The sequence below is a fragment of the Synechococcus sp. PROS-U-1 genome (assembly GCF_014279755.1).
Lineage (GTDB): Bacteria > Cyanobacteriota > Cyanobacteriia > PCC-6307 > Cyanobiaceae > Parasynechococcus.
The window spans coordinates 1,245,619-1,261,092 of the sequence record NZ_CP047951.1 but is presented as its reverse complement, the minus strand read 5'-3'; the positions used below and the strand labels follow the sequence as shown (position 1 = coordinate 1,261,092).

Sequence of the window (15,474 nt, the reverse complement as noted above, 5' to 3'; positions counted from 1 at the left end):
GTGATGCATCCCTACGTTTTGGCCGTCACTGGTGCGTCGGCACAACCTCTTGCCGAGCGTGCCCTGCAGTTGCTCCTGCAACAAGGGCGCGCTGTTCATCTTGTGCTCAGCCATGGCGCCCATGAAGTCTTCCGCGCAGAACAGGGACTCTCCATTCCCGTGGACCCCCTCAAGCAAAACGAGTTTTGGAGGGACAGACTTGGGGTGGAAGGCGGTGATCTGACCTGCCATCGCTGGAATGATCAAGCCGCCTGCATCGCAAGTGGGAGCTATCGCACTCGGGCAATGGTCATCGTTCCCTGCAGCATGGGAACCGTTGGTCGAATCCACGCCGGGATTGCTTCTGATCTGATCGAACGGTGTGCGGATGTTCATCTCAAGGAGCGTCGTCCGCTGGTCATCGCTCCACGGGAGATGCCCTTCAACCTGATTCATCTCCGTAATCTCACGGGCTTAGCGGAAGCAGGTGCAACCATCGCAGCTCCCATTCCAGCCTGGTACACCCGCCCAGACTCCCTGGAGGAGATGGTGGATTTTCTGGTCGTTCGACTTTTCGACGGATTGGAAGATGACCTTGCACCGTTGAATCGCTGGAGCGGACCACTGGAATGAGCACGTTTCAGCGGCTACTGCTGATCCCCTGCCTGGCTCCTCTGCTGGCCTTGTTTGCTCTGTCTGCAATCAATGTCGGAAACAAAACCCAGCTTCGTTTGCTGGTTTGGACGACCCCAGCCCTACCTCTTGGTGCGTGGACCGCGCTGGCGGCGGGTGGTGGCGCTGCAGGAGCGGCTCTGACAGCGTTTTTGTTGTTGCCAGCTCAGCGCCCCCTGAGACGCAAGCGCCAGTCCCCTGTTCAGCCCGATTTTCACGACTCGGAATCAGCCGTCAACGACTCGGCCACCCCTTTCACCGCGACTCCTGGGCCAGAGAGGGATGTACGAGAACCAGCTCCCACGGTGTCTGTGGCCTATCGCGTGATTCAGCGCCCATCATCAGAACCCCGGCAACCCCAATCTCCACCCGTGGGCTCTCCCTCACAACGATCCAGCGACTGGGGGGATGATCCTGAAATGAACTGGTAAGCAACGCACCAAGCTGCTTACAGTTGCCGCAGTAACCGCAAATCGGTGAGCGAAACCCCTGTCGAGAAGGAGCCTTCAGGTCAAGAGACTCCCACCAAGCCGGCGGCAAAGCCAAAGCCACCGAAGCCGGAGGACAAACCCTTCCCAGAGTTCATTGACACGCTGTTTCTTCCAGCCGTCGTTAAGCAGCTGTCCGACCACAACATCACAGCCGAACGGCTGGAGCGCGTCGACGGTCAGCGTCCCGTGGTTGGCGGCGAATGTCCGATGGTCATCGGTGAACTTCCGGGGGGACGTCGCTTCTGGCTGTGCTTCTCCAAAGCAGACATCAACAGCTCCAAGGTGATTGCCTTGGCAGATCCCGGCAGTGACCCGACTCTTTTGGAAAGTTTCCTGATCGACGAGAAGCGGATGTCTCTGCCACTTCTGGTGTCCCGCCTCTTGCAACGCCTCAACGGTCAAAAGTGGTTGGGAGGTAACTAACCGTCGCGTTGGTCCCGGGGGTCGTGCTGTCACGCCTACATTGTCAGGATCGAGAAACGCAACTGATGGTCCCTCCCACCGCCGTGGCCGAAGGCAGCGCTGTAGCCATCAAGGATCCTGTCAAGGACACGATCCTGACTCCCCGCTTCTACACCACCGATTTTGAAGCGATGGCGGCCATGGATCTTCAGCCCAACGAGGCTGAACTCGAAGCCATTTGTGAAGAATTCAGGAAGGACTACAACCGTCATCACTTCGTTCGAAACGGTGAATTCGAAGGGGCCGCAGACAAGCTCGACCCGGAAACGCGCAAGGTGTTCGTTGAATTCCTTGAACAAAGCTGCACTTCAGAGTTTTCAGGATTTCTGCTTTACAAAGAGCTGAGCCGTCGGATCAAGGCCAAAAACCCTCTTTTGGCTGAATGCTTCGCTCACATGGCCCGTGATGAAGCTCGTCATGCGGGTTTCCTCAACAAGTCGATGAGCGATTTCGGCATGCAGCTTGATCTTGGTTTTCTGACAGCCAACAAGGACTACACCTTCTTCAAGCCGAAGTTTATTTTTTACGCAACTTATCTCTCGGAGAAAATTGGCTACTGGCGCTATATCGCTATTTATCGCCACCTTGAACAGAACCCCGACAGCAAAATCTTCCCTATTTTCAACTTTTTTGAGAACTGGTGTCAGGACGAAAATCGCCACGGCGATTTCTTCGATGCTCTGATGAAAGCGCAGCCAGACACAGTGCGTGGCCCGATCGCCAAACTCTGGTGTCGTTTCTTCCTGCTCGCCGTCTTCGCGACCATGTATGTGCGTGACGTCGCCCGTAAGGAGTTCTATGAGTCCCTCGGTCTGGATGCGCGCACCTACGACAAAATGGTGATCGAGAAGACCAATGAAACCTCAGCTCGCGTGTTTCCAGTGGTTCTCGATGTGAAGAACGAGAAGTTCTGGATTCGACTTGAGCGTCTTGTGTCCAACAACGCTGGCTTGGAGCAGGCCGATGCCAGCGATGCAATTGCCCCCATCAAGCTGCTGCGCAAACTTCCTTTCTGGATCGGTAACGGTGCAGAAATGGCCAAGTTGTTCCTGATGCCAGCGATTAACAGCGAGCGTTTTCAACCAGCCGTGCGCTGAGGAACCTCCACCATTTCAACCCAAAAATTTTCTTGACCAACGCCTTTTCGAATCAGTGGCGGGGACTCTTGGAGTCCCTCCTGCATCGCGGCAGTGCTGCCGGAGCTGACCTCGTTGAAGTGTTCCTCGAGCGCACCGACCACATCGGTTTGCTCGCAGAACAGGATCGGATCACCAGCGTCAACCCCTCCTTCGCCCGCGGGGCAGGTCTTCGGGTGTTCTGTGCAGGGCGTGATGGCTTTGTGAGCACCAACGACCTCAGCGAAGCAGGACTGAAGCGTGCCCTCGATCAAGCACTTGCGATGCTGGGGCTCGAACCTCAGAACCTCACAACCTCATCTGGTTTTGAAGGACTCAAGCTGCTGACAGACCACGGCTTGGCCAAGACTGACTGGCTGGATCGCTGTCCGACACTGGACCAAGCCAGTCAGTGCCTGCTCCAGGGAACGGCACATCTCGATCGGTTGGGCCAGCACTTGCAAGTGCGTCGGGGCAGTTATTCCCGCGATTGGCAGGAAGTGCTGGTGGCAGCTTCCGACGGCACGTTCTCCCGGGACATTCGTCTGCACCAGTCGACCGGCCTGTCTGTCCTTGCTGCGGATGGGGACCACCGGTCCAGCATTGGTCGCCGCTACGGCAGTTCTGATCGCCCGGACGATCTGCGTGACTGGGACTCTGAAGTGAGTGCAGCTGAGGTCTGCAACAGCGCCGGAACGATGCTCCGTGCAGAGTATGTGGATGCTGGACAGATGCCGGCTGTGCTGGCCAACCGCTTTGGTGGGGTGATTTTCCACGAAGCCTGTGGCCACCTGCTCGAAACGACCCAAATTGAACGGGGCACGACTCCCTTTGCAGACCGCGTCGGTGAGCTGATTGCTCACCCTGCCGTCACTGCAATTGATGAAGGCTTGAGTGGTGGTTCCTTCGGTTCACTGTCCATGGACGATGAAGGGATGGAACCGGAGCGCACGGTGCTGATCAAAGACGGTGTGCTGCAGAGGTTCATCAGTGATCGTGCCGGTGAACTGCGCACGGGCCACAAACGCACTGGAAGTGGCCGCAGACAGAGCCATGCCTTCGCAGCTGCGAGCAGGATGCGCAACACCTTTATTGATGCCGGAGCCCATACTCCTGAGCAACTGATTGAATCCGTTGACCAGGGTCTTTACTGCAAGGCCATGGGAGGGGGGAGCGTTGGCCCGACTGGTCAATTCAACTTCTCTGTTGAGGAGGGATATCTGATTGAAAACGGCAAACTCACCAAACCCGTGAAAGGAGCCACATTGATCGGCGATGCCAAGGAGGTCATGCCTCGCATCTCGATGTGTGCCAATGACCTCGAATTGGCTGCAGGGTTCTGTGGTTCGGTGAGCGGGAGTGTGTTTGTCACCGTGGGGCAACCCCACATCAAGGTTGACTCGATCACGGTGGGGGGACGCTGAGCATGACCAACAAGAACAGCCTCAATGCGTCAAACCTCAGGGACCGACTTCAGACCTTCGCCTCGCGGGAGGGCATTCGTCGTTGGGACCTCGGAGCTGCCTGCAGCGACGATTGCTCCGTTCAGGTGGACCGGGGTGAAGCCAAACAACTCAAGGCATCACAGCGAAGTTCCATCACGGTTCGGGTGTGGAATAACGATGGTCTGGTCGGCATTACCAGCACCACCGATCTCTCGGATGGTGGATTGGAACAGGCTCTGGTGGGCGCTCATGCAGCCAGTCGCTTTGGCAACCCTGAGGAGATCCCTCAGTTTTCGCCCCTGGCAACGGCGCCGCTGCCGGAACTGGATCGACCACTACAACCTCGACAGGGGATTCTTCCTCTGTTGGACACCCTGAGGGATGCGGAAGCTGACCTGTTGAGCCGCCACCCGGCCATCCAGACAGTGCCGTACAACGGACTAGCGGAATCGTTGTCCCAAAGCCTCTATCTGAACAGCGATGGAGCTCTGCGCCAGATGGAGCGCACCCAAGCCAGTCTCTATCTCTATGCCCGAGCTGAAGAGTCTGGTCGCAAGCCCAGAAGCGGAGGCGCCGTACGTCTGGGGCTCGGCAGTAGCGAACTGGACGTTCAAGGCTGCATTCGTGAGGCGGTCGAGCGCACCGTCAGTCATCTCGACTATCGGCCCATCGAAACCGGCAGTTACCGCGTCTGTTTCACTCCAGAGGCTTTTTTGTCGTTGCTCGGTGCCTTCAGCAGCATTTTCAATGCACGCTCCGTACTCGACGGAGTGAGCCTGAGCCAACGTGATTCGATCGGTTCGGAACTGGCGGTTCCTTTCCTGAATTTGCACGACGACGGACTTCACCATGGCCACATCAGTGCTGCGGCCTTCGATGGCGAGGGGACTCCGACCCGCCGTCTTTGTTTGATTGAGCGAGGAACACTGCGAAACTTTCTCCACTCGGAAGCCACGGCAAGGGCATTTGGCGTCGAGCCCACGGGTCACGCGGGTCTCGGCGCCAAGGTCTCGGTGGGGCCAGATTGGTTTGTTGTTGGATCCGACCCGCAGGTCAGTAGCGGCAGCACACTGAATCACCGCACCGAGTCTGGGCCCTTTGTCTTGATTGAAGATCTGTCAGCACTTCATGCAGGGGTGAAAGCCACCCAGGGATCTTTCTCTCTGCCGTTCGATGGTTGGTTGGTGAACGATGGGGAACGGATCTCCGTCGAAGCCGCAACGGTTGCCGGTGATATCCGCTCCGTTCTGAAGGGCATTGCGCATCTGGAAGCTGAGGTCGAAGTCACCCACCGCGGTGTTTGCCCTCATGTTTGGGTGGATGGACTCTCCATCACGGGCGAAGCCTGACGTTGAAGATCCTGTTCTGGGGAACACCCGAGTACGCAGTACCCACACTTGATGCTCTGCATGATGCAGGCCACACAGTTGTGGGGGTGGTGACCCAGCCGGATCGGCGTCGTGGTCGGGGCAATCAGCTCGCGCCCTCACCGGTCAAGAGAAGGGCGGAAGAGCTTGCACTTCCGGTGTTCACCCCCGAGCGGATTCGACGGGATGAAGACTGCAAGACAGAGCTTGCTGCTCTCGGAGCCGATGCCTCAGTGGTGGTCGCCTTCGGACAAATTCTCCCCAAGGATGTTCTTCAACAACCACCCCTGGGCTGCTGGAACGGCCATGGATCACTGCTGCCCCGCTGGCGGGGTGCTGGTCCTATTCAGTGGGCCCTTCTCGAGGGTGATGAGGAAACTGGCGTGGGCATTATGGCCATGGAAAAGGGACTTGATACCGGCCCTGTGCTGCTCGAGCAACGCATCCCGATCCAGCTGCTGGAACCATCCATCGTCTTGGCCGAACGGCTCAGTGCTCTTACAGCAGAGCTGATGGTTCAAGCCATTCCGTTGATTGAGGCGGCAGGCCCAGGCTGCGAACACGAGAGATTGGCAAGGCTCAACGTGCGCGTTCAGGCCGGGGAGTCGACCTACGCCAGGATGCTGGAGAAGCAGGATTTCCAATTGGATTGGTCAGCTTCTGCTCTCAGCATTCATCGCAAAGTGATGGGGCTACATCCCGGGGCTTTCACCCACTGGCAGGGCAAACGGCTGAAAGTGCTGCGCACGGAGCCGCTGATCGAACGGTTGCAGGATCAACTCAGTAGTGAAGTGCGCAACCTCGTGGGCCAATGGCCCACCGGGGGATATGCCCCGGGGTCGATCCTGGCGGTGATCGAGGATCTGGGGCTTGTGGTGAGCAGTTCAGGCTGTCCCCTTTTGATTCGGGAGGCTCAGCTGGAGGGAAAAGCACGCAGCACAGCACCCGTTCTGTTGCAGCAACTCAAGGCCACTCCTGGAGATTGCTTCGGGGACGGTTGATTCAGGATTCCGTGTACAACGAACGCGCTTGTGTCCAGACACGGTCAAGATCCTGTTCGGAGAGTTGAAGCGCCTCCGGGAACATCGTCGAGAGCCATTGTTGCCGTTTTGCCAGCGTGTCGACCTCAAAGAATGTTTGCTGGGACGCGAGCACTCTGAATTTGAGGAATTCCAGCAAGCGTGCACGCAAACGAATTGTGTCCACAAGTTTGATCCGTCTTTGTTCATCGCGAAGAGAAATGGTGCAGCCTGGTTCCACCCCACTTAATCGCGGTGCAAGCAACTCCAATGTTGTTGGAGATTGCCAATGACGTTCCTTGGTCTCGGGGTGGGGGTAGTAGATCCAACCACGCAAGACCTCAACTTCAGTGGCCTTGATCTCCACTTGCCAGAACGAGAACGTCTCAGGGGGATGGAGATCGGTCCACTCCACCTTTTCGAACAGGTGATCAGGAGTCGACAGTGATATTTCAAGCGGCGCAAAATCGATATTCAGCGTGCCGAAGTAACAGCCCGACAGATCGAGCCCTAATGCATTGAACACAGGGAATTGCATACGAATCGTTCCATCCGGATAGGGAGATTCGTTGCTGGTTCCGGAGGCAACTCCATGTCCAGCGCAGAGACGCCCAGTGAGCCATTCAGCGTTCATGGATCAGTGAAGTTCACGATGGCTGCAGCTCTCGCAGGGTCCTTCAGGCCACACGGCACAGCGGAGCAAAGGGCTGCGGGCATTAAAACGACAATTCGGGTCACCGATCACCCAGCCATGGCGCCAGGGTGTTGCATCCGCAGGACGCGCCTGAGGTTTCACCATTAAGGCCACTGATGCCATCACATAACGGCCGTTGCGCAAGGCATAACGGTGGCGTCGTTGCATCACAAGGAAGGACTGCTCTTCGACAACAAGCCAGCGTCCCGGTTGTGGTGGATCCTCAAGATCAACACGATCGATTAAACGATCACCACTGATGTGGCGAAGTTCAACAAGCATGGCTTTCATCCTGATTGAGATCGTTACTGCGGATCGACATTCCCCAGGCAAACAGCATCAGCACCACCAACAGAGTGAGCCAATCGGGTTGATTGAGGCTGGGCACAACAACGTGAACGATCAAGCGCAGCGCCACAAAAGCAACAGCGAGAAATCCAGCCCTTTCAAGCCGTGGATACAGATCAAGCCAGCGAATGAACAGAGCGGAAGTGAAGCGCAACGCCACGATGCCGATGAATGCACCTGCACAGATCAGCAGGATCTGATCACTGATGGCCACCGCAGCGGCCACGCTGTCGATTGAGAACGCTAGATCGGTGAATGCAAGAAGCAGAACGGTTTTAAGAAAAGGCCGTTGATCACGGCCGGATGCATTGCCATCCAGTGCATCCGTCGGAACCTCTGAACGGCTTTTGAAGTGATCAACAACAAGCCAAATCAGATAAGCAGCCGCAAGGAGCTGAACCCATGAATTGTGTAAAACCCACTGCGCGACAACAATCAGGACGATTCGCAATAAGAAAGCGATCCCGATACCCAGGTTGAGCGCCAGGCGCTCCTGCTCCGGTTGACGGCTGCTTCGGGCGATGGCAGCAAGCGCCACAGCATTGTCAGCTGAAAGGATCAGCTCGAGCAGCACGAGAACAGGAAGCAGAGCAAAAATCTCTCCCCACTGATCGGCACCTTCAAAAAAATCCGACAGCGAGGGGAGCGAAGTGATGTCCATCGCGGCAGCCTAGAAAGTGCGAGCGCTGTTCCATTGCGATGCAGATCCGGGCCGAGCTTTGTCACGTCGATACCCTGCGATGCATCGTTCGGGTTGAGGCATGGGATGAAGGCGCTGTTCAGGGAAGCGCCCTTGGAGAAGCTGCCAACGCCGAAGAAGCTGAGGAACGAGCGTTGGATCGTCTAAACACAAGACTTCAGCTCAGTCGAGGGCAACGATCAGAGCAGGTTGCCTCCAGCACTGAGCTCAAGGAGAGCCCGAAGGAGCCACAGCGTGCTCCTGTGGAGCGCCCAAGGAAGCTTGAGCAGGACCATGCCGTTTCACCTGCTCCACCTGCCACACAACAGATTGCCGAATCGGACGACGTCCCTTCGGAAACGCCAACGGATCCTGACGATTGGAGCGATGAACTCACTGCCATCGACCTGGAAATCAGACGCATCGGCTGGACAAGAGAACAGGAACAGGCGTACCTCAACCGTGCCTTCGGCCTTGGCAGTCGCCACAAACTGACCCGCTATGCCGATCTGGTGGCCTACCTACGGCAATTGAAATTGATTCAAACCAACGACGATGCATCAACGGCCCCTGTTCCGATTCGCCGTGGGGATCTGCTCAGCCAGGGTGATTCGATGTTGAAACAGCTGGGCTGGAACTCAGACCAAGCCCGCGCTTTTCTGCAAAAGCACCTTGGCTCGACCAGTCGCCAACAGCTCAGTGATGAACAGCTCCTGCAGTTCAACATGCTGCTGGAAGAGCAGAGCCTCAACGCAACGAACTAACTGGGATCTCAGCCCTTAACCGCAAATCAAAGCTGGCGACAAGCGCATCGACGCCACCAAACCAAGCCAGCTGAGGGAAGAAGAACGCAGGGACAACTCTTTACCGTTCCCGCGCTACGTCAGTCCCGTCGACACCCCAACCCTCCCCCACCCTTTCAAGACATCGTTCATCGGTTAGCTCTTCAGATCAGCTGGCTGCTCACTCAGCCAGTACACGCCTTTGAACTTCTTCTCAGCCAGCGGCTGGAACGCCGAGATCTCTATGTGGATCGTCGCCTTGAACTCAACGTTGAGTTCGCCATCGGTGGCTGTTTGGACTGTTGTGACCATTTCTCGTCCATCCAGATCTTCTGGCTGAATCGAAAAATGCCCGGGTGCCAGACGGGCCTTATTTAGTTCGCAAGGATCCTTCAGAGGTTGAAACGCCTTGAATCCATGGTCCTTGAGCTCAATCTGCTGGTTTGAGCCACGGCTTGAAGGAGACGTTGATCAAAGGAATAGTCCATGCCCCCTGAGCAAATTCAGAACAAGAGTCAGACTGCCCATATTCTGAGGAAGGACATGGCGAAAGAGACTGTCAAAAAGGTCTCCAGCACGTTGCTGCGAAAGTCCAAGGGCCAAAAAATCGCCAACGGCGACAGGGTTTTGGTGTATTACCAGGGCACCTTATTGAACGGAGATGAATTCGATGCAAACTTCGACTTCTCCACCTTCGAGCAGATCACTGGTCGTGACCCCTTCCCGTTCAATCTCGGAGTCGGAGATGTGATTGAAGGCTGGGATAAGGGACTAAAAAAAAAGCGAATCGGCTCTGTCGTGGAGCTGACCATCCCAGCGGACCAGGCCTATGGAGAAAGGGGTGCTGGAGATTTCATTCCACCGAATAGTCCGCTGAAATTCACGGTGGAAGTGCTGGCTGCACTCCCTGCTGGCAGCAACACAGCGGTGTTTGCCGATTACAGCGACTTCGGTATTAACACCAAGAAGATCGGCCTATCTGACGAACTCATTGAAACCACAACAAGCCTCAAGATCGGCTTGGATTCTGGTGATGAACTCGTCGGCACAAGTTCTAACGACCTGTTAATTGGGCTTAAGGGCAATGACCGGATGTTGGGGACGAGAGGAGCTGACGTGCTGATTGGCGGGTCAGGGAAGAACACTTTCGTTTATGAAAAGGTCAAGGATTCCCTGGCGACCAAGGGAAAAGCCGATTACATCCTTGATTTCGGTAGCAAGGACAAAATTGATCTCAGCGCCGTGGCGAAGGAGCTGCGATTCATTGGCGATGATCGCTTTACAGGTACACCCGGAGACGTACGGTTCAAGAAAGGCACCCTCGAACTGGACAAAAACGGGGACGGGATGGCAGATCTCGCCCTGCAACTGCCTGGCACCAGCACCGAGTCCATCAAGACCTCAAATTTGATCCTCTGACCATCACCCATGCCAGAAGCTTTCTCTTTTCGGACCACTGGTCAGTCAGTAGGCCAGTGCTTCCACTCAGCACCTTCGGGTATCTCCGGGGGTGTCTTTAGATCCTTCGGTTCATCCCAAGACACGCGCCATTGAGGAAGACGACAGGGCACGTACTCGTAGTGCTTACATCTGATGCCATCAAGGGGAGCAACGGATCCCTGCCATCCACCCATCCACTTGCCGTCGTCAGTTTCCAGTGGAATGCCCTTGAACCAGACCCAGCACTTCTGTCCGCCCTTTGCCACTCGGTCTCCACTGACCTCAGAAGTCTGGCTTCAAAACGGGACACCACACTCGGAGTGAAGACTTGTCATCGTGGTCGATCCGACTCAAACCAGCTCATGGGAACGGATCTCACCGCCCTTCTGCTCTCGTCGGTGTTTCTCGGGGTTGGTTTCATCATTGCCAAATACTTCCCTGAGGTTCGTTATTGGCTGCCGTGTTCCTGGTTGGGCTTGCGATCCTCAACATCGCCCTGTTCTTCGCAACCTGAGATAACGGAAGCGGCGGGTGCAGCCGTACCGCTGATGCGCTTCAGCGGCTGTTGAAGACTTCACCCGTTGGCGTTCAGAAGTTCAATCCATCTTCGAAGCATTTCTTCTCTCTCTCTAGCTTCTCTTTTGTAATAGTGTTGAGCCCCTTTCCATACTTGTCGTTTCTAAGTCGCCCGTAATCAACTTCAGGCTGGCTTCTGATCCAATTAAATTTGCTCATATCTTTCTTGTACTGTTCATTAGAAAACCACATGCATTCCTTGTAGCCCTTTGGCTTTGGCTTGGGTGGATTAGCTGGTGAATGCGGGGATTTCAGTTCAGGCTTCTGATCATTTTCTATAGACGGGAAACCATCGATCTCCACTAGATAAAAGAACACGGCAAGTCCGATGAGCAGAGGAATCCCAACTGTTGAGAGCTTCATGGATGACTGCCTTGCAGTTGCTGAAAATTGAAAGCGAATAGCAGCGTTATGACAAGTATTAGCCCCCCGCCCTTAGCCTGCTGCGAGGCCAAGGTTCGAAGGATGTTGACCCTGGAGCATCGACGTGAAGTTGAACGCCGTTGTCAGGAGCAAATCAGACAGCGCGAGGAACAGAAGCACAAACAGCAGGCGTACCGCTGATGGGAGCTCCTCCCATCAGCTGCGGGGAATGATGTAATTCACAAGTTCAGCGCAGACCCAACGAACCACCCCTTGATCGGCATCAGCGACCTGGCGTTAGCGGTCGTCGTCTTCCTTAGATCTCGGGTCGTTCTCCTTGTATCTCGGCAGGTCGGTGGGCTGAGCGACCACGTAAACGACTGCCACAGTGATTACTACAGTGACGATGATGAGAGCGGTGATGGCTGACGTGTAGTCGTTCAAGCTTCGACCTCAATCTTTTCGTCTGACTTGTGATGCGCCTCTGTTGAGGTTGCTTCAGCTGACTTGCTGCGAGGGCAGTCGCCAGCGTTGGCAGCGCCAATAAAGACAGACAAAGCCATGATCGCAACGATCACGCTTCCGCCTATGTAGGCGAAATTCGCTGGAGCTTTTTTGGTTTGTTCCATGCCCACAACCTACCAGCATTCGTTACATTACGTAACGAACTTTACTTGAGGTCCTATGCCCATCTCCAGTCAAGACCTGATCGTTTTCTTTTGCAGCTTCGGCGTGGCTCTCGTGGCTCTGAACCTCTACAAGTTGACGCAACCGGCAAAAGGCTGAGCTCGAGCTCTAAACCCTTGGAACGATATGCGTGACAAGGTCGGCACAGGCCCACCGAACTACCCCTGTATCCACATCAGCGACTGGAACAGGGTCGGCATCTTCGGATCCCTGGCACCACCATCGACGTAAATCACGTCAGCCATCCACCAGTCGTCGGAATTGCTGTCCTCACAGATGACTGTCATAGCTGCCTTCACCGACAGGAACCCCGTCACAGACAGCCATCAGCCGGAAAGGACAGGCTGCTGGAAGAGGGGACGCTCAGTACGGCGACATGAGTGAATGTTCAGCAGCTGAGAACGACGTGGATCTCAAGATCAGCACAGATCCACCCAACCTTCAGATCTTGACGTGACGGGGCCAAGCATGTGCACCACTGAGGCTGTTACCAAAAAAACCAGAATTCGCAGTGGATTTGTGGATGTCGGGAAAGTGCTCGCCTCGTTACGACAAATGTGCACGATTCGGCTCATCATGGCTTCGTCGGATCGCTGAAAGGATTCGGAAGCCGGGCAGAGCGATGCCCGACGAGAGCTGCGATTTGACCTGTGCATTAGCCCGGGTCAAGTCGGTTCCTCTTAAGAAATTTGGTGGGGTATCACAAGGCACTTTGATTCCCATCAAGGTATACAGGTGGCCGAATCGCTCCGGTGGTGCATCACCGTCGGCCACACAATATTCACTGGAAGTTCAGCCTTGAACCAGGTGGTTGACTTGTTGAAACAGAACCACCTCTGGATTGACCTCAGCAGCCTGAAACAGGCTCAGAAGCTCATCTCCCTGGTCCCTCAGATGAACGTCTTCATTGCCTTCACGACAGGGAACCGTGAACGGATGGTCCCTTCAATGGGACAACGGAATCACCAGCCGACATCGCACTGTCTTGGGGTTAGCAATGGCGTTGACCGATTGGATCTACTGAATCGCTACCGATGCCAATCCCTGGTGAAGCCATCAACGTGTGGTTGCCGTACTCGTGCCGACCGCGACCACTTCAGTCATCGGTCAATCTGAGGCGGCGGGATGAGGGAACTGTTGGGTTTGATAAACCTGCCCTCATCGCATCGGGGACCATGAATGATGTGGAGGCGCGATGTCTTGAGGCTTTCGGCTGAAAAGTCGTTTCAACCCAATCAACGACCGGGGTTGTGCAGCATTGGGGAGAATGAAGCCAACACGCTTCACCGTCAAAGAGCGCCATGCTCCTCGCGAGGCAATGCCATTGGATCCGTCACGATAGAGGTCTTACGAAGACCCCGCAGCCATCTAAGCCTGCTGGCTGCGCGTATGCAGACGCGTGACACCGCATGCTGTAAGCACCTACTGGCCCCTTCAACTTGCATTTGCAGGACGACAAACTCCTAAAAGGACAAATGCTCAGTGCTTCGAAAGTATTGAGTTGCTGGCTAAAAGCTACCGAGAAAGCAGGTCTTACAGGCTTGCATCTGATCAACAGTGCACGCAGCGAGTGAGCAAATTGAAGGTGCATGCTGCTCTCATTTGATCAAAATAAGCACTAACACTCAGGAATGGACCAGCACACTGGCTTACAACTGGTTTGCGGCAGGGACTGATACGGCGTCCGTGCCGATTGAGACAGAGTGGGTCGTCTAATCACTCTGCTCATCCCGGCCATTTCCCCCGCTTTGTTCCTGAAGGGGGAGATGGCTCCTGCAAAGAATTTAAAAACGATTCAAAGAAAAGTATTTTTAAGAAAAGAAATTTTTTCTTCTAAGTACCTATTCAACCAGTGCAATCAGCATGCTATTGCTGTAGATTTAAAACTTGATTTATAAGTAGCCAACAAGAGCGAGTGGCTCTTTCGAAATTTCAATGACCAATACAGAAAACTAGGATGAATGCTGCCGGAAGACAGGGCTGATACATCAATGGATCTCAGCTCATCTTCCCTTCAACGATATCGTTTGTTGCTGAGAGCTGTTTGTAGTAGAGATTCAACAACATCGCCGCTACTCCCTTGATCTCATCAAGATCAGACGCGGACTCAATCGCTGAAGCAAATTTTTGCTTTTCGAACTGCTGGTGAAGAGGAAGCGTCAAAACGAGAACCTAGTCTTCCTCAAAACCTACGGCAGCGGAGCTGGTATGACGGCATCGGTTGATACGTCAAGCTATTGACTTGCTCCGTAACATACTTAAAAGGCCAGGTCTTATGGATAACCCTGTTGCGCACTTCTCCTACGACATCACTGCATTGCGCTTGGAGTACAAAACAACCTGTGATGCACTCATGTATTGGCGGGGTGGTGACCCCGCTGAACAGGAATTCTTGATGGAGAAGAAGCAGGAAGTCTTCCGTGCCCTAGCCGAAGCAAGCCTGAGTGATCAATTCAGGTACTGAAGGGTTGAATGACGAGATGCCCCTCTTAGAGCACGAGCTCATCAACTGCGAAAATTAAATTCCAACTTGGTCTTCGGCTCGGGTTTTTGGTACTTGATGACGTTCATGACCTGCAAGCCAGTATTTTCAGACTTCCTTTCTTCGGCAAGCGCTTTAAGGATCATGGAGCCGCAAGACTGCCAATCATGGTCTACTTCGATCAACCCTTTTGCCCGCAGATAATATTCAGCTGCTTTTGCCAGGTGCTGAGTTTTCTGGTCACTCGGTTTTGTTGTCGCCGCCGTGATGGTTTTGCCTTCAACTTCAAAAATTATACATCATGCATTTGACCTGCAGAAAGGCCCTCCAATACTTCCGATACATTGAGAATCAAGTCAAAGCAATGGATTCGGCACGAACGTTTAACCCGTTCGGTCTCTACAACATCCAAACCATGAAGAGCATGATGCTCACACAGGATAGAAAAAAAGTACTTTGACCACCGCTCCAATCAAACGTCCATGTTCGCCCTTGGATTAAGCCTATAAGTACTATCGGCGGGTTCTCTTGTACAGAGCTTCATAGACAAGTGGAAACGCATAAGGCATTCGTGAGATTTCATGCTTGATCGCAGAAAAGCAAGAAGACGATCCATTAGAATAGTCGTCCTTGATGATGCTCACTTTTGCTTGTTTTAGTGACATCCCTTCACGCATTCTTGCTTCGAGATTATACGCAGCCTCATAGCTTTGGCATAGTCGATTCTGGGCATTCGTTTTTCCATAAAAGAGCAAAAGCGAGAGAATGAAAACAACACTTACAGGCCTATTTATCACAACGAGGCGCGCAGATTGATTTCACTAGAAACAGACATGGAATGCCAAGAAGTTAGTTTTTTGATCAATGCAGTCA

The 15,474-nt window shown here is 54.3% G+C and carries 17 protein-coding genes and 1 pseudogene; 10 read left to right on the top strand and 8 right to left on the bottom strand.

Going from position 1 to position 15,474, the window contains the following annotated elements; translation table 11 throughout:
- Positions 1-3 precede the first annotated feature (3 nt).
- From SynPROSU1_RS06875 to fmt, 7 genes are all read left to right on the top strand, one after another.
- Positions 4-612, top strand: coding sequence for a flavin prenyltransferase UbiX (locus SynPROSU1_RS06875; RefSeq protein ID WP_186572123.1), 609 nt, complete (start codon positions 4-6; stop codon positions 610-612).
- Positions 609-1,082: a hypothetical protein gene (locus SynPROSU1_RS06870; RefSeq protein ID WP_186572122.1), complete on the top strand. Its 474-nt coding sequence runs from the start codon at positions 609-611 to the stop codon at positions 1,080-1,082. Before SynPROSU1_RS06875 ends, SynPROSU1_RS06870 begins: the two co-directional genes overlap by 4 nt.
- Before the next feature lie 45 nt (positions 1,083-1,127).
- Positions 1,128-1,565 carry a DUF2996 domain-containing protein gene (locus tag SynPROSU1_RS06865; protein ID WP_186572121.1) on the top strand — a complete coding sequence of 146 codons (438 nt, stop codon included), beginning with the start codon at positions 1,128-1,130 and terminating at the stop codon, positions 1,563-1,565.
- 65 nt (positions 1,566-1,630) lie between these two features.
- Entirely contained in the window at positions 1,631-2,701 is a 1,071-nt protein-coding gene (acsF, locus tag SynPROSU1_RS06860) for a magnesium-protoporphyrin IX monomethyl ester (oxidative) cyclase (protein ID WP_186572120.1), read from the top strand.
- A 32-nt stretch (positions 2,702-2,733) separates the two neighbouring features.
- Positions 2,734-4,143: a TldD/PmbA family protein gene (locus SynPROSU1_RS06855; RefSeq protein ID WP_186572119.1), complete on the top strand. Its 1,410-nt coding sequence runs from the start codon at positions 2,734-2,736 to the stop codon at positions 4,141-4,143.
- Between the two features lie 2 nt (positions 4,144-4,145).
- Positions 4,146-5,513, top strand: a complete 1,368-nt coding sequence (locus tag SynPROSU1_RS06850) for a TldD/PmbA family protein (protein ID WP_186572118.1) — start codon at positions 4,146-4,148, stop codon at positions 5,511-5,513.
- A 2-nt stretch (positions 5,514-5,515) separates the two neighbouring features.
- Positions 5,516-6,532, top strand: a complete 1,017-nt coding sequence (gene fmt / locus SynPROSU1_RS06845; RefSeq protein WP_186572117.1) for a methionyl-tRNA formyltransferase — start codon at positions 5,516-5,518, stop codon at positions 6,530-6,532.
- Between the two features lies 1 nt (position 6,533).
- Here fmt and SynPROSU1_RS06840 read toward each other — a convergent pair whose 3' ends face one another.
- Genes SynPROSU1_RS06840 through SynPROSU1_RS06830 form a run of 3 tightly spaced genes read right to left on the bottom strand, consistent with a single transcriptional unit; the run spans position 6,534 to position 8,253 of the window.
- Positions 6,534-7,184: a hypothetical protein gene (locus SynPROSU1_RS06840; protein WP_186572116.1), complete on the bottom strand. Its 651-nt coding sequence runs from the start codon at positions 7,182-7,184 to the stop codon at positions 6,534-6,536.
- A gap of 3 nt (positions 7,185-7,187) precedes the next feature.
- A complete protein-coding gene (locus SynPROSU1_RS06835) occupies positions 7,188-7,526 on the bottom strand; it encodes a DUF6464 family protein (RefSeq protein ID WP_186572115.1) in 339 nt (112 codons plus the stop codon).
- Positions 7,516-8,253, bottom strand: coding sequence for a DUF475 domain-containing protein (locus SynPROSU1_RS06830; RefSeq protein ID WP_186572114.1), 738 nt, complete (start codon positions 8,251-8,253; stop codon positions 7,516-7,518). The genes SynPROSU1_RS06835 and SynPROSU1_RS06830 overlap by 11 nt, the downstream gene beginning before the upstream one ends.
- A 38-nt stretch (positions 8,254-8,291) precedes the next feature.
- Between SynPROSU1_RS06830 and SynPROSU1_RS06825 the strand changes: the two genes are divergently transcribed.
- Positions 8,292-9,035, top strand: coding sequence for a hypothetical protein (locus tag SynPROSU1_RS06825; protein ID WP_186572113.1), 744 nt, complete (start codon positions 8,292-8,294; stop codon positions 9,033-9,035).
- A gap of 174 nt (positions 9,036-9,209) precedes the next feature.
- Here the strand turns inward: SynPROSU1_RS06825 and SynPROSU1_RS06820 are convergent, their stop codons facing one another.
- Entirely contained in the window at positions 9,210-9,365 is a 156-nt protein-coding gene (locus tag SynPROSU1_RS06820) for a hypothetical protein (protein WP_186572112.1), read from the bottom strand.
- A 231-nt stretch (positions 9,366-9,596) separates the two neighbouring features.
- On the opposite strand from SynPROSU1_RS06820, the gene SynPROSU1_RS06815 reads away from it, so the two are divergent.
- Positions 9,597-10,472 carry an FKBP-type peptidyl-prolyl cis-trans isomerase gene (locus tag SynPROSU1_RS06815; RefSeq protein ID WP_222929908.1) on the top strand — a complete coding sequence of 292 codons (876 nt, stop codon included), beginning with the start codon at positions 9,597-9,599 and terminating at the stop codon, positions 10,470-10,472.
- A gap of 609 nt (positions 10,473-11,081) precedes the next feature.
- Here the strand turns inward: SynPROSU1_RS06815 and SynPROSU1_RS06810 are convergent.
- From SynPROSU1_RS06810 to SynPROSU1_RS06790, 4 genes and pseudogenes are all read right to left on the bottom strand, one after another.
- On the bottom strand, positions 11,082-11,432 hold the full coding sequence (locus tag SynPROSU1_RS06810) for a hypothetical protein (RefSeq protein ID WP_186572110.1): 351 nt from the start codon (positions 11,430-11,432) through the stop codon (positions 11,082-11,084).
- Between the two features lie 440 nt (positions 11,433-11,872).
- Complete coding sequence (locus SynPROSU1_RS06800) at positions 11,873-12,061, bottom strand: hypothetical protein (protein WP_186572109.1); 189 nt, start codon at positions 12,059-12,061, stop codon at positions 11,873-11,875.
- Positions 12,062-12,227: 166 nt separating this feature from the next.
- Positions 12,228-12,406: pseudogene (locus SynPROSU1_RS06795) on the bottom strand (DUF3104 domain-containing protein).
- 1,711 nt (positions 12,407-14,117) lie between these two features.
- Positions 14,118-14,282: a hypothetical protein gene (locus SynPROSU1_RS06790; RefSeq protein WP_186572108.1), complete on the bottom strand. Its 165-nt coding sequence runs from the start codon at positions 14,280-14,282 to the stop codon at positions 14,118-14,120.
- Between the two features lie 112 nt (positions 14,283-14,394).
- On the opposite strand from SynPROSU1_RS06790, the gene SynPROSU1_RS06785 reads away from it, so the two are divergent.
- Positions 14,395-14,583 carry a hypothetical protein gene (locus SynPROSU1_RS06785; protein ID WP_186572107.1) on the top strand — a complete coding sequence of 63 codons (189 nt, stop codon included), beginning with the start codon at positions 14,395-14,397 and terminating at the stop codon, positions 14,581-14,583.
- The last annotated feature ends 891 nt before the right edge of the window (positions 14,584-15,474 follow it).